Raw genomic sequence first — 12,332 nt, 5'->3', positions numbered from 1 at the left:
CCCTTCCATTCAAGCCAAGAGCGGCGCTACCGCCGATCCGTTCACCAACGCCGTCCATCCACCTGCGGAGTTCCTAATAGAAGATTCCGAACAAATCATGTATCGCCAAACGCCGAAAGCCCCAGAGTCATTTACAGCGGCAACCCAATCCATGGCGGCATCTCGTTTGGCAATCACATCAGGCGAGTGCATTTCTGTATCAGCCTTGCCCTCAACCAGCCAGTACACTCCCGAGTCGTCTATAGCTATGAAATCGGCAAAGTACCGTCCTGCTGGAAGTTCAATGTATGCAGGCTGATTCGTCTGAAGTCGAAGCCACCACTTGATGTTCTTGCTACGATCCATGATGTCTGCCAGAGCCCACTCCGTCGTCTTAGCGTCAAATGCCGCCACTGGCATGATGGACTTGTTCCACCCGGTGAACCAACGGCCGCGTTCGAAGTGGTCGTTCCACCGGTCTGCCACATCAGTAGGCATTGGTCCGCCCTCAACTGGCAGGACAACCCCCCGAAGGGTGAATTGGGGCTGAAGTCGTCGAAGATTGAACTTCGCGCGGACCAAATTTTCTATCCCGTTAGCGGCTAGCTGGGCGCGCTGCACCCCCCAAGACACTGACGATTGATGGCCGGCGCCAGCACCTTCAAGGAAGGCTCGGACCACGCGCTTCGCTTCCCCCGCTTCTGAAAGCGTGGATTCAATCAGTCCGAGATTGAGCACTCGGGTTTCGAGATCAGTGGCAACGTCGTCGACGGACATCAAGCTTTGCGTTGCCACCTCCGAATCCTGCGACTCTCGGCTCATTTTGACGCCGCCGTCCAGAGTTCGAGTAGCGTTTAGCGCCTCACGGTTCAAAGGCACGTCAATTTCTGTCGCGAAGGCGGCGCCCGAAGTCGAGGCGTCAGCGTCGGTCACGTACAAGAGGGTGAACGACGATGCGATAACTTCGCGTTCTCGCCTAGGGAATCTTATCTGCGGCGCATGTGGAACACGAGCGAGGACCTTGTATTGCACCGTGTCCCGCTGTCCCTGCTCGAATGTGGCGCTCAGTTCCTGAATCAGCAACCCTGCTGACCCCCCGAGTACGTCGCCCTCAATTATTCGAGCGGGACCCACAATCCGTAGTGTGCCCTGCTCTCCGTACTCTTCAAATCGTGGAGCAGCTTCCAAGCTGATCGTCGCCGCTGGGCTGCTGGAAGGCGCGCTAAGGGGAATGACTCTTTCGATCAAAGAGTCCTTCTGCTGCAACAGAGCCTTGTAGGAGTCGTGAGCGACCACATCCACCTGATCGATCATGGGTACGCCTACGCGCTTTCCAAAAGGCAGCCGGAGTCCTCGTCCCAGAATCTGTTCGGTGAGCGTCTCCGATGCCAGCCTACGAAGAGCGACGATCACAGCAATGTTCTTGACGTCCCATCCTTCCTTCAGCTTGTCCACCGAGACGACCGCCCGAACGGGAGATTCTGGGCGTTCGACTTCAGAAAGCGCCAGCAAGTCAGTATCGGATGACTGCCCGGTGATGAGTAGAACCTTGTCCGGATCAGCGAAATACTCGTCAGTTGCCAAGAGGTTCGCCGCCTCCGTTGCGTCTTCGACCGTTTGGCAGACGACGAAAAGCACCGGATTCACCACTTCGAGATGACAATGCTCGGTCCACTGGCGGTAAGCAGCCGCCTTAATCTCCAGCAGGCGACAAGCATCGGCGAGCTGTGTTCGCTCATCTGTTTGTCCGTCCTTGCGGTACGCAATGACGGGAACCTTGACCAGATGGTCAGCAATCGCCGCAGCCAACGAGTATCTGTAGATAACCTTGGACTCATCCGCCTTGTCTGGCGTAGCTGTCAGCCCGACGAGGGCGCGCGGCGAGAGGTCACGCACCGCCGATGAGAAAGCCTTGGCAGCCCCTCGGTAAACATGGTGTTCGTCGGCGATTACGACCAGATCATCCGCCGATTTCAGGTGACTGTAGAGGTCGCTTCCTATGAACTCGTTGTTTACGCGCGTCTTTCGGGACATGTTTGTCGCTGGTTTGATGAGCTGTTGGACATTGAAGACAAATAGCTTCAGTGTCGTCGAGTCATGAAGGGCATCGCCGATTCCTCCACGATTGAAGTTCTCCGCCGTGATAAGAATCGGCTGATAGTCTCCTCCGGGCACGAACTTGGGGTGACCGGGCGTGAAGTTGTTTATGGTCTTGTCTTGGATGGTCTTACCGGGAGTTACGATCAGGACGTTCCGAACGCCCTGCCCAGCAAGATAGTCGATGAGGGCTGCCGTAATATACGTTTTGCCTACGCCTGTCGCGAGGTCACATACGACCTCCCGATACTCGTCTGTATGGATGTTCTCAATGACAGTCGCCAGTGCTTCCTCATTGGGCTGTCGAAGGTCCATGCGTGATGAGACGTCTGCAATCAACCCCTGATCGTATTCAATCCAAGTCATTTGGTCCCTTTGCGTGCGTAGAGGTCAGCCGGAGCTTTGAGTATCCTCGAACCGGGGCTGAGTTCCTTCAAGACCGTACCCGTCTCAGGGGCAATCGCTTTGGCGACAATGACAGCCCTTGATCTCGGGTCGAGATGCGCAAGTATTGCGCGGACCGACTCACCATCGGCAACACCATCAAGAACCGCCAGCTTCGTTCGGTGCTTCGATCCTGCGAATGCACCGTCGTGATCAACTTCGAAACCAAGCTGGGCGCAAACAAAGCGAGCAAAGTCCGGTCCGGAGACCCATGATCTCAGGAAGACTCGCCCCTCGCTGACTTCGTAAGCCGATTCAGCCACCTTGAGGACGCGGAATCCACTGCCACCGCCCCAAGCAAGCGTTTCTGAGATTCCGACGTCGTCGGTCCCCGACACGACCTTGTCGAGGCGAGCCTTCGTGAATGTCTTCACCGTGGAATCTTCCAACTCGACGGTGACCCAGCGGCGATTCATCTTGTGTGCGACGGCAGCCGTAGTGCCTGAGCCCGCGAAGCAGTCGAGAACGATATCGCCCTCTTGGGAGCCAATGTGCAGCACGCGTTGGAGCAGACGTTCTGGCTTTGGCGTTGCGAAGGAAGATTCGTCCTGAAACAAGCGGCGCATTTCGTTTTTCGACGAGCGGTTGCTACCGACGTCTTCTTTGAGCCAGTGTGTACGTGGCACCAAGTCGCGAACTTCGCTCAGATACCTCTTGATACTCGGACGCGCCGAGCCCTTGGGACCCCACCATATTCTGCCCTCCGCATTGAGGGACTCAAGCTTCTCCTGCGACACCCTCCAGTACCTGCCTTTGGGCGGTGAGAACTGCCTTCCCGTGGGTCCCTCTATCGTGTAGGTGCCGAGCGAATAGGGTTTGTTGGCGAATGGGTCGCCGGGATACCAGAGCCCTCTAGGATCATCATCCGGATTGGCATAGATCGCGTCCGACTCACCGGTCCTCGGAAGACGGTTGGGTGTCCAGTCAGGGTTCTTTGAGTAGATCAAGATGTAGTCGACATCCGAGCTGAACTGCCGGGCGGAGTTGCGGGGAGAGTCCGCTTTCTCCCAAGTCACAGTCGCTACGAAGTTCGAGCGTCCAAAGACCTCATCCATGATGACGCGGCAGTACGCCATCTCGGCATCGTCGAGGTGGACCCAAACACTGCCATCATCCGAGAGAAGCTCACGGATCAAAAGCAGTCGATCCCTTATCATGGTCAGCCAAACGGAGTGTTCCAGCGAATCATCGTAGTGCTCGAAGGCTTGCCCGGTATTGAACGGCGGGTCGATGTAAACGAGCTTTACCTTGCCCTGATACTCGGCTGCATACTCTGGTGTTTTCAACACTGACCGCATGGCGGCGGAAGAGTCTCCGACTATCAGCAGGTTGTCCGACGGCAGGTTTGCGACTTCACCTGATTGGTCGACTTCATCGAGCAACCTGACCTCAGTTGCGCGTCCGTCATCTCGCGCGACCCACTCGTACCCGCCAGAGTCTGTGTTGAGAAGCGCACCGTCTTTGCCGACCCATGAGAGTGTCAATCGTCCCGTGGGCTGCATGCATTCCTCCTTGTACCGGTCCATCGTCGATCGACAGACCGCAATAACATCGAACCCAGTCTACGGAGGTCGTCTGACGAGCACACATCGGCGGTGCCGTCCTGCCATCCGAGGGCAGGACGCAGATCATGCTTGACGGAACGTCGACTCCACGGAGGACTAAAGCCGTGTCATGCCAGCACGGAAGAGTGCGTCGCCTGCTGCATCTTCAAAATCTGTGCCCGGCGACCACACAACTAGACTCACGCCGAACAGCTCCGCCTGCAACCGCACACTTGGTGACACCGGACCATTGATGATGAAGAGCGAGTTTCCGTCTATCGCAGGACCCTTGTTTTTTAGTAGGCGCCGAATCGAGTTCGATCGCGCAGCAATGTTCGCCATAGCCTTGACCTCGACGTAGACTTTCTTGTCTGAATCCGGCCGGTGAAGGATGAAATCGTATTCTCTGTCCGCGAGATGGACGTTGCGATCAATTGAGAATCCAGAGCTGCTCGCCATTTGCCGGAGTTGCGCATAAACAGCCGACTCATAGTCGTGGGGGGACAGGCTGACGCCGTTGTCCTGTGCAGTCTCTAATATGCGCTCCTTGACATGGACGGGAACGTCTCCATCGTTGACGACATCGGTAAGCGTTCGTCGCAGGCGGCGTACTTGAGACAGCCGCACGCCGTCCTTATTGAGATGAAGGAGTTGTTGCCCGGTACAAGCGACGTATCCGAATGCCCCGCCCAAGACAAGCAAGATCGGCACACCGGCTGCGTTCGTCGCAGGAAGAAAGGTTGCCACGGCTCCAGCAACAGCGCACCCCAGCCCTCCAATCCCCAAGATCCATCGAGCATGGGGCTTCAGCTCGTCGCCGTCGAAATCGTCACTCACTGCTGCATCGCCCTCGGGCATCGTGCTCCCCCAACGTTTCATTCATCTATAGCCGACTACCGTATTCTGCCAGTTGGTAGCGGTCAGCCTTCAAGTTGGCGAACGAAATGCGGCTGCGCTTCTATGTTTCGTCTGTGACACCGCGTTTGCTGAGCATGATGGACGTGAATCGACGCAGGTGCACCCAGCCCTCCCATTCCTCCCGTGCAGCCCGATCCCGGATTGCCTTGAGCGCTACCGTGCTGGCTCTCGGATGGCCGGCAATCTTACCTAGCGCGTGTGGCGAGTCAGTGTGCTCAGCCAGCCACGAAAGCTCTTCCTCCGACACGTTGGGACGGCTTATGAGGGCGAGCGTGACCTCGTGATGAATGCCGGGGACCATCAGGGCTTGGAGGACTTCTTGGGTGATGGAATGCCTTGTGGCTGCGGTGACCTGATCCTGCCAGCGTGTGGATCGCGCGAGAACCAGCAACTCCTCTGCGGTGTAAGTGCGAGTGCCGTCACTTGGCGGGGTGGTAGGGAACGGCATGACCTATCTCCTCTCGGACCTTTAGCCACTGATCTAGGCGCGGCTCGACCTGCTCCGGAGGCACGAGGTGGATGAGCTGGGATGCACCAAAGAACTTCGGTCCGGTCGCAGATTTAGCTTCTAGTTCCTTGAGTGCTCTTGGTACACGTTCATCCCTGAGTTGCAGCAGTGCGCAATCCATGCTGAAAAGATCGAGAAGCAGGTCTCCGAAGTGCAGAGTCCCGGCCGCGGGGTGGAAGGCACGCAATGCTTGCAGGACCGGACCTTCCTGACCGGGGGGCGTCCGCATGCTTAGACCGTCTTTGGAGATGTGCCAGTCGACCAAAGAGGACCTGCCCGCGAGGACCAGTGCATCCAGTCCCTCATCAAAGTGTTCGAAGGCGTTTCGTATCTCCCTGACTTTGAGCACCGGGAAATCATCGTCTAGCTGGAGGATGTCGTTGAGCTGCTGCGAACGTTCTTTGAGTCGTTGCTGCCGCTGCGCTCTGGTCGCCTCAGGATGGCGGAACGCTGCTCCCGGCTGGAGCATCCGCTGAATGACGATGCAGGCGAAGAGGGAGGCTTGCAGGTCGCCCCAGACCATCGTGTCGTGCGTGTCAGTCTCCGTGCGCATCGCCCTCAGCCAAGCCCGCGTGAGAAAGCGGCTGGCAATTTCTGCCTGCCGCCCTAGTTCCTCAACGTAGACACCGAGCTGAAGGGCTTGGGTGATTTCCTCGGTCTCCCCAGACACTGACCTCAGTCTGTTCATGGATACAGCCTATGTGGCATCCCGAGAACGTACTTTCCGATGTGTACCGTTGGCAGCATGGAGAACTTGCTCGCTGGGCTGGCGGGGGCTGCCTTTACGGCGCTGGCGGGACTTATTGGTTTGGTGTGGAACAAACGGACTGAGCATAAGCAGTGGCTTCGAAACCAGAAGGTGGAGGTCTACACCGCTCTACTTCGTCAAGCGCACGCGTCAAGCAATTCGCTTGACCACTATAAAGCCACCGGGGAGCAGAAGACTCCCGACAACTTGGACGGGGTCGCCGACAGCACGAACGCGAGGCTGATGATCATTGCCCCCTACCGCGTGCGGCATGAGGCGCAACTTTACATGGCTACGTTGGAGACCGCCGGACGAGCGCAGCACATCGAGGACGACGAGTTGTTCCAGAAATGGCAAGTGTCCCGCTCAAGGACCTACAACAGCTTGGAGACCGCGATCCGGAAAGACCTAGGCACACACGAGCGGGTGCGCAAGAGTCTGAAGATGCGCTTCTGGAGCGTCGTGTACGTCTTCGCTGACCCTTTCCACAAGTGGTACTACCGCCGCTACGGAATGGCATGGGTGGTGAAGCATCCGACGCGGGCTATGCGGAAGCAGATGAAGCAGCCTCTCCCCTAGGCAACGAGAGCTTCCTGCGTCTTGAGGAGTATGCGCAGGGCAAGACGGCGACAAAGACCTATAGCGCTTCTTACCTGCACTGGCTGCTGTATGGGCAGGGTCATCTAGTACAGCAGGAGCTGCGCGCCCTCTACTGGCGTGTCGCCCCGATGACAGAGGCTTGGCACGAAGGCTGAATCCACTGCCGGTACGATTGCCGGAGCTAACGAAAGATGGGGATGTGCCGTGGACGAGCGCGAGGAAATATCAAGGCTGCTCCAAGACTTCATTGAGGCGGTTGAGCATACCGACTGGGAATCCCCCATGGGAATCATGAACTTCTTCCCGAACGGATGTTGCACCGTGGCTTCGTTCGCGTTCGGGAACCTCTTGCAGGACCGAGGCTTTGGGGATTGGCGAATCGTCAATGGCAGCGCCGGGGACATGAGCAATCATGATTGGCTGGAATCGGCGAACGGATGGATCGTGGATTCAACGTGCCACCAGTTCCAATTTGGAATCGACCCATTCGTGGCTGAGACGGGACCATCACCAATGGCGGTTCACTTTCCGCCTAAGCAGTTCATCGAGCTTTCCGAGTGGACTTTGGCGCACCGAGTCGTATACGGCGTCATCGTGACCCAGATGGCACAGATCGCTGAGGCGCGTGAATCAGGCGACGAGAGCCTGCGTCGCTAGGTAGCGGTAGACGGTGGCGCGCCCGATCCCCAACTCCTTGGCGATGTAGTCAGCGTTCTTGCCCCCACCGCGCAGCTTCACAATCCGCTCTCCTATTTCAGGTGTGACCGCCGTGGGACGACCGCCGAGCTTGCCGCGATCCCTTGCGGCTTTCAGACCGGCGTTCGTCCGTTCCTGAATCAGGGAGCGTTCGAACTCCGCGAAGCTGCCCATGACGCTGAACATGAGGCGTCCGGTCGAGGTGGTCGTGTCGATCCCGTCACTGATGGACTTGAATCCGATGCCCCGTGCCCCGAGATCGTCGATGATCGTGAGCAGGTGGCGGAGTGAGCGACCCAACCTATCGAGTTTGTAGACTACCAGCACGTCTCCTTCGCGGAGGTAGCTGAGGCAGGCGTCCAGCTCGGAGCGTGATGTCGTAGAACCCGAGACTTTGTCTGCGTACGTCTTTACGCAACCAGCAGCAGTCAGCGCGTCAAGCTGGAGGTCGAGTCGCTGATCGTTGGTGGAAACTCGTGCATAGCCAATCAATGTCGTTGTCATGGCAAAAACGTATCGATACCCACTGACAATTAGCTTTTGGGACAAACGACTTCTGAGATGAGTTGTGAGACGCGCTCAGGGCTTGTGGCTCCAGTCCCGCAGCCCTTCGTTATTGAGACGGCTACGAGGCACCGGTGGACGCTCAGCACACAGCACAGAATGACGCCGCCCCGCAATAGTTGCAGGACGGCGTCATTAGGCACTCAGCGGGGTCAGGTCATCAGAACATCGCCACGGAGAATGGCGTCATCATCGTCGAAGTCGAAAGCATCGTTGGTCAGGCGGGTGTCGCCGTCGTCCTCTTGCTCGTCGTCGTCGTCATCGTCATCGTATTGATCGACTTCCCAGTCCTCTAGCTCTTCATCGTCGGAATCGAGGTCATGAGCCAGCAAATGGAGTCGGTTGACATCGAGCTTTGGTCCGGCGCCACCCTTCCCGACAGGGTTGACGAGGCAAGCTTTGAACATGCCCCTGATGACGAAGTTCTTTTTGGCGGTGTCCTCCACGCTATCCGTGAGTTTCGCCCATTCAGCCCGGACGGATTCGACTTGCTGGACTTTCAGGTTTGCGGCAAGCGCTTCCCCCTGCTGATCTTCCAACTCTGTCTCACGGGCTGCGATCTCATCCAGCCGCGCGTCCACGTCAACAGCCTTGACTGACTTCTTTTGCAGGAAGTACAGCAACTGCTGTCTCTCGTTTTGTAGCTCATCAAGTTCCGCGCTCACATCAGTGACAGGCTGAACCTGTTTTTGCCCGCCGCCTAAGAGGTTCAAGATGAGTGGAGCGTTATCGCCCTCATCAAAATCAAAGATCGAGAGAAAGTGCTTCTCGATCGCTCGGGTGGATATGCTCAGTCCTCCGCAGCCGCCGCTGTTGGTACTGCACTTGTAGCTCGCTTTTGAATACCCGAGTGTGGTTTCGCAGATTCCGCAGAGCAAGAATCCGCTCAGGAGGCTTGGTGTTGGAGGTCTCCCTAGCGGCGTTGTCTTGAGTTCCTTCTTCAGGGCGGTCCATGTGGCGTGGTCAAAGATTGGCGCCCAGTTTGCCTTGCGCGGAGTTCCTTTTGTCACCCCGCGTCGCTTTGCTGTCTCAGGCAAGTACTCGCGCATTCCTGCAACGGTCGGTCCGGTGAGGACTCCACGTAGGGAGATTGGACGTGTGTGCAAGCGACCTGATGTTTCCCGGAAGTACTTCGTTGCAGCGTTGATCTTGTATCCCCTGTATAGGACAAGATCGGCTGTTTGCCGGAGGATGGCTGCCATTGGCTCATCGACTAGGAGTTCACCGGCGGCGTTGCCGACCTTGTAGCCGATGGGCACCTTGCCTCCGGACCATCGCCCCTGCTTCCAAGCATCCTTGTGGGCGCGCGCCTGCCGCTGAGCTTTTTGCTCGACCTCGTACTGGGCAAGCCCAGCCAAGACGCGAGCCATTGCCCTGCCACCGGCCGTGTTGAGATTGATCTCGCCGTTCTGGACAGACAGAATCTGGAACCCTTCGGGTGCCTTCTCTACAACGGTGATCATGGATTCGAGATCACCGATCGACCGGTATAGGCGGTCCGAGTCGAAGGCAACGACCGCTGATATGACGCCCGACATTGCCATCTTTTTGAGTCGCTCAAAGCCCTTGCGCGTGGTTCGATAAGCCGAGGTGTCGTTCTCAACGATCTCGGCGACAACGTTCAGGCGGTGAACTGCTGCTATAGCCCTGCAATCATCCAACTGGCGATTGACACCAGCTTTCTGCCCGGTGCGGTCGCTGGATATGCGGGCGTAGATGGCGACTGAGGGCTGCTGGGGGCTGTTCATAGCGTCAGTCTATTGGCATGTTTTTCCTACCTATCTAGAAAGCGAATATCGCTTCCACAAAGGGTGAAGACATGTCCAGCCGCCGGCCCGAGCTCTTGAGCATGCGCTCTACGAGGTCGCGCACCTGCTGGTCGGTGAGGCTGAGCGAGGTCAGTTCGGACTCGCCGTTCCGGGCCACATAGATTTCGTTGGGGGAAAAGATTGCATATAGGTTTCAAGCATCAAAGAGCCCCGGCACTGCTGCAAACAGTCCGGGGCGTGGTTACCAGTGAATAGGACCGGCAACATGAGCAATCTTACAGCTCGCGTCGTGCAAGGCACAGCGCAATTCATCGTTCACGCCATCTTGGTGTTCTCCCTCTTCCTCGTCCCCTCGTTGCTTGTCGCCGCCATCCTCTCCGGGCTTGGTGCAGCATGAGCAAACACAAGGCCGTAGCGTTCGAGCGCGGCACTAGCGGCGACCAAGGCCAGCACAAGGGCTATGCGGCCCGCTGTGATACTTGCGGCGCCGTGACCTTCGGCGGATTCCGCACTAAGACCGAGGCCAAGGCGGCGTTAGAGCACGTAGCGCCCACGGCGCCGGAAACCTCCTAACCTCCCTGCCGCCCTCATTTTCGAGTGAGTGCGCGGCGGTCGGGATCCTTTCAAGGGCGCGTTTCCTTGGGCGGTTCCAGGCTTCCGCCTGCGTCGTTCCTGCTGACCTAGACGCTAACCAGTGTCGGCGCGGTAATACCCCTCTTAGAGCCCCGAACCGCCGGGGCTACTGTCCACAATGCGCTAGTGGTCAGGTGCGCTACAGCCTGCCCCGGATACCGTGGCGGGCTACGGGCGTGGAATGTCGCAGACAAGGGGCGGGGGCGGCGGGTTTCGTGACGGGGTGAGGGACTATGACAAGCCAGTCCTTTAGGTCCGTTTCCTCCTTGCACCGAAGTGTCACCACCAGCCGCTAGGCTACTCGCGTCCCGCTGGGGGACGGGAACAACTCAAGAAAACAGGTCTCACCATGGAATCCATCACTTTGCCCGCCACTGTCCGCGAACTTGGACAGATGGCAGAAGCTAGGGGCATGAAAGCATCGGAACTGCTGGAAGAGCTTGCAGCACAGCTCCCTACGCCTCAGCCGCCGGCCGGTTACACCCTGGCGGAAGGCTGCTCCGACTACTACGTGGGCACTGAGACAAAGACTGACGCCTGGGTAGTCGCCGCCGGCTGGGACGCAGACACAGCCACTCACCAGATAGAAGCGTGGACGGTCAAGGACCAGAATCTGACTCCCGCTCAAGCACTGGAAATGGCGGCTGCTCTGACTGCTGCGGCCAAGGCTGGGCACGCCTGACAACGGCTGTACGCGCCTAGGAACTGCCCCGGCTCCGGTTATCGGTCCGGGGCCGTTCTATGCCCTGCAAGAGCTCAGAATCTCTGTGTGTGAATCTCTATTGCCGTGGGAGGGACGGCGAAAAGGGCTTAGTGGGGGTCCCGGGTGGGGGTCACTTCTCGGGTAGGAACTCGTAGTCGGGCTCCAGTTCCTCGTAAGGGGACCGCGTGACCAATTCCAGCTGTTCCGCCTCTATTCGCGCCATCATTGCCCGGAAACCATCGGGATCAAACTTCACCATGCCGGAAGCGTAGACGGCGGGTAGGACAATCGGCCGGAACGAAAAGGCACGGCCAGCAACCGGCAGCCGATAACGTTGACCCTTCCGGCACCAACCGAACTAAGCAGGGGGAAACATGGATACGGACAAAAGCAACGAATTGCTACAGAAGATCTTGGACAAGCTGGACGGGATTGACGCCGCGATGATGCTGATTCAGGGCGAAGTGGCGACAATTGCCGACAAACTCAAGAAGGAGCGAGCGTGACCGCGGCCGAGCAAATCCCTAGCGAGTGCCCCAAGTGCGGCGGCGAAGTCCGCCTTCGGCCTCAGATCGATGGCACGTCCCTAGGTGGCCGCAGCGGCAAGGAATGGCGCTGCGCTAAAGGCTGCATGAGCTGGACAGTCCGCTAATCCCCGCCCGGCTTTTGGTAGCACACCTATGCTAGACAAAAGCGGCCCCGAACCTCTGATGAGATCCGGGGCCGTTCTTGTTTTCCGCCGTGACCGTGAGTGGAGGAAAGGCTTTCCTTTTCTTAGTGTGCTCCGGCCCTTTTGTCGGCGGCTGGCGCTGGCGGATCTTTGCGCTACGTAGAAACGCTCCCCTGCCATACTTCGGCACTTGCACTGTTGCAGCCCGCCGCGAGCTTCACGCCGTGGGCCGTTAGATGTCTGCCTCATTCCACGGCCGGGAGGGCGCTTCGGTCATTGCCGGTATCAGTTCATCAAAACCTCTCGGCATATGCTTGTCGGCCCATTCCCTGGCGGCTTCCCACCACGCGTCCCACTGTTCCCACGGCTTCAGTCCGGGCCACTCGCTGGGGCGGAACTCCAGCGCCCACGCCGGAATGATGCCATCCCACGGCTTGCCGTCGTCCAAGAGTGCAACCT

The 12,332-nt window shown here is 58.1% G+C and carries 15 protein-coding genes and 1 pseudogene; 6 read left to right on the top strand and 10 right to left on the bottom strand.

Annotated elements, in window-relative coordinates; all coding sequences use genetic code 11:
- Window positions 1-9 precede the first annotated feature (9 nt).
- The 5 genes from ABIB27_RS00835 to ABIB27_RS00815 form a co-directional block, all read right to left on the bottom strand.
- Window positions 10-2,442 (bottom strand): DEAD/DEAH box helicase, encoded by a 2,433-nt coding sequence (locus tag ABIB27_RS00835; RefSeq protein ID WP_354253363.1) that lies wholly within the window; start codon window positions 2,440-2,442, stop codon window positions 10-12.
- Complete coding sequence (locus ABIB27_RS00830) at window positions 2,439-4,022, bottom strand: site-specific DNA-methyltransferase (protein ID WP_354253362.1); 1,584 nt, start codon at window positions 4,020-4,022, stop codon at window positions 2,439-2,441. The genes ABIB27_RS00835 and ABIB27_RS00830 overlap by 4 nt, the downstream gene beginning before the upstream one ends.
- A gap of 159 nt (window positions 4,023-4,181) precedes the next feature.
- Complete coding sequence (locus ABIB27_RS00825; protein WP_354253361.1) at window positions 4,182-4,901, bottom strand: hypothetical protein; 720 nt, start codon at window positions 4,899-4,901, stop codon at window positions 4,182-4,184.
- A 121-nt stretch (window positions 4,902-5,022) separates the two neighbouring features.
- Window positions 5,023-5,430, bottom strand: coding sequence for a hypothetical protein (locus ABIB27_RS00820; RefSeq protein ID WP_354253360.1), 408 nt, complete (start codon window positions 5,428-5,430; stop codon window positions 5,023-5,025).
- Entirely contained in the window at window positions 5,402-6,160 is a 759-nt protein-coding gene (locus ABIB27_RS00815) for a hypothetical protein (RefSeq protein ID WP_354253359.1), read from the bottom strand. The genes ABIB27_RS00820 and ABIB27_RS00815 overlap by 29 nt, the downstream gene beginning before the upstream one ends.
- 75 nt (window positions 6,161-6,235) lie before the next feature.
- Between ABIB27_RS00815 and ABIB27_RS00810 the strand changes: the two genes are divergently transcribed.
- Window positions 6,236-6,817: a hypothetical protein gene (locus ABIB27_RS00810; RefSeq protein ID WP_354253358.1), complete on the top strand. Its 582-nt coding sequence runs from the start codon at window positions 6,236-6,238 to the stop codon at window positions 6,815-6,817.
- 225 nt (window positions 6,818-7,042) lie between these two features.
- Window positions 7,043-7,495, top strand: a complete 453-nt coding sequence (locus ABIB27_RS00805; RefSeq protein ID WP_354253357.1) for a hypothetical protein — start codon at window positions 7,043-7,045, stop codon at window positions 7,493-7,495.
- On the opposite strand, the gene ABIB27_RS00800 is transcribed toward ABIB27_RS00805, so the two are convergent.
- From ABIB27_RS00800 to ABIB27_RS00790, 3 genes and pseudogenes are all read right to left on the bottom strand, one after another.
- Window positions 7,469-8,038 (bottom strand): recombinase family protein, encoded by a 570-nt coding sequence (locus ABIB27_RS00800; protein ID WP_354253356.1) that lies wholly within the window; start codon window positions 8,036-8,038, stop codon window positions 7,469-7,471. The genes ABIB27_RS00805 and ABIB27_RS00800 overlap by 27 nt on opposite strands.
- 212 nt (window positions 8,039-8,250) lie before the next feature.
- The gene (locus ABIB27_RS00795) at window positions 8,251-9,846 is read right to left on the bottom strand and encodes a recombinase family protein (RefSeq protein WP_354253355.1); all 1,596 of its coding nucleotides are present in this window, start codon (window positions 9,844-9,846) and stop codon (window positions 8,251-8,253) included.
- Between the two features lie 49 nt (window positions 9,847-9,895).
- A pseudogene (locus ABIB27_RS00790) lies at window positions 9,896-10,042 on the bottom strand (CpaF family protein); the annotation flags it as partial.
- Window positions 10,043-10,132: 90 nt separating this feature from the next.
- On the opposite strand from ABIB27_RS00790, the gene ABIB27_RS00785 reads away from it, so the two are divergent.
- The 3 genes from ABIB27_RS00785 (at window position 10,133) to ABIB27_RS00775 (ending at window position 11,182) form a co-directional block, all read left to right on the top strand.
- On the top strand, window positions 10,133-10,264 hold the full coding sequence (locus tag ABIB27_RS00785; protein ID WP_354253354.1) for a hypothetical protein: 132 nt from the start codon (window positions 10,133-10,135) through the stop codon (window positions 10,262-10,264).
- Window positions 10,261-10,440 (top strand): hypothetical protein, encoded by a 180-nt coding sequence (locus ABIB27_RS00780; RefSeq protein ID WP_354253353.1) that lies wholly within the window; start codon window positions 10,261-10,263, stop codon window positions 10,438-10,440. Before ABIB27_RS00785 ends, ABIB27_RS00780 begins: the two co-directional genes overlap by 4 nt.
- 409 nt (window positions 10,441-10,849) lie before the next feature.
- On the top strand, window positions 10,850-11,182 hold the full coding sequence (locus tag ABIB27_RS00775; protein ID WP_354253352.1) for a hypothetical protein: 333 nt from the start codon (window positions 10,850-10,852) through the stop codon (window positions 11,180-11,182).
- 151 nt (window positions 11,183-11,333) lie between these two features.
- Here ABIB27_RS00775 and ABIB27_RS00770 read toward each other — a convergent pair whose 3' ends face one another.
- Window positions 11,334-11,462, bottom strand: a complete 129-nt coding sequence (locus ABIB27_RS00770; protein ID WP_354253351.1) for a hypothetical protein — start codon at window positions 11,460-11,462, stop codon at window positions 11,334-11,336.
- Between the two features lie 115 nt (window positions 11,463-11,577).
- Here ABIB27_RS00770 and ABIB27_RS00765 point away from each other — a divergent pair, with 115 nt between their 5' ends.
- Window positions 11,578-11,709: a hypothetical protein gene (locus ABIB27_RS00765; RefSeq protein WP_354253350.1), complete on the top strand. Its 132-nt coding sequence runs from the start codon at window positions 11,578-11,580 to the stop codon at window positions 11,707-11,709.
- A gap of 396 nt (window positions 11,710-12,105) precedes the next feature.
- On the opposite strand, the gene ABIB27_RS00760 is transcribed toward ABIB27_RS00765, so the two are convergent.
- Window positions 12,106-12,321, bottom strand: coding sequence for a hypothetical protein (locus ABIB27_RS00760; RefSeq protein WP_354253349.1), 216 nt, complete (start codon window positions 12,319-12,321; stop codon window positions 12,106-12,108).
- Window positions 12,322-12,332 lie beyond the last annotated feature (11 nt).

This window comes from Arthrobacter sp. UYEF21, assembly GCF_040546085.1.
In the GTDB taxonomy this organism is placed as follows: domain Bacteria; phylum Actinomycetota; class Actinomycetes; order Actinomycetales; family Micrococcaceae; genus Arthrobacter.
The sequence above is the reverse complement of the archived record's forward strand: the minus strand, read 5'-3'. Positions and strand labels throughout refer to the sequence as shown.

Coding starts and splice junctions, on each gene's coding strand:
- ABIB27_RS00830 (WP_354253362.1), bottom strand. CDS start 4,022: ATGCAGCCCACGGGACGATTGACACTCTCATGGGTCGGCAAAGACGGT.
- ABIB27_RS00775 (WP_354253352.1), top strand. CDS start 10,850: ATGGAATCCATCACTTTGCCCGCCACTGTCCGCGAACTTGGACAGATG.
- ABIB27_RS00780 (WP_354253353.1), top strand. CDS start 10,261: ATGAGCAAACACAAGGCCGTAGCGTTCGAGCGCGGCACTAGCGGCGAC.
- ABIB27_RS00820 (WP_354253360.1), bottom strand. CDS start 5,430: ATGCCGTTCCCTACCACCCCGCCAAGTGACGGCACTCGCACTTACACC.
- ABIB27_RS00795 (WP_354253355.1), bottom strand. CDS start 9,846: ATGAACAGCCCCCAGCAGCCCTCAGTCGCCATCTACGCCCGCATATCC.
- ABIB27_RS00835 (WP_354253363.1), bottom strand. CDS start 2,442: ATGACTTGGATTGAATACGATCAGGGGTTGATTGCAGACGTCTCATCA.
- ABIB27_RS00810 (WP_354253358.1), top strand. CDS start 6,236: ATGGAGAACTTGCTCGCTGGGCTGGCGGGGGCTGCCTTTACGGCGCTG.
- ABIB27_RS00785 (WP_354253354.1), top strand. CDS start 10,133: ATGAGCAATCTTACAGCTCGCGTCGTGCAAGGCACAGCGCAATTCATC.
- ABIB27_RS00800 (WP_354253356.1), bottom strand. CDS start 8,038: ATGACAACGACATTGATTGGCTATGCACGAGTTTCCACCAACGATCAG.
- ABIB27_RS00765 (WP_354253350.1), top strand. CDS start 11,578: ATGGATACGGACAAAAGCAACGAATTGCTACAGAAGATCTTGGACAAG.
- ABIB27_RS00770 (WP_354253351.1), bottom strand. CDS start 11,462: ATGGTGAAGTTTGATCCCGATGGTTTCCGGGCAATGATGGCGCGAATA.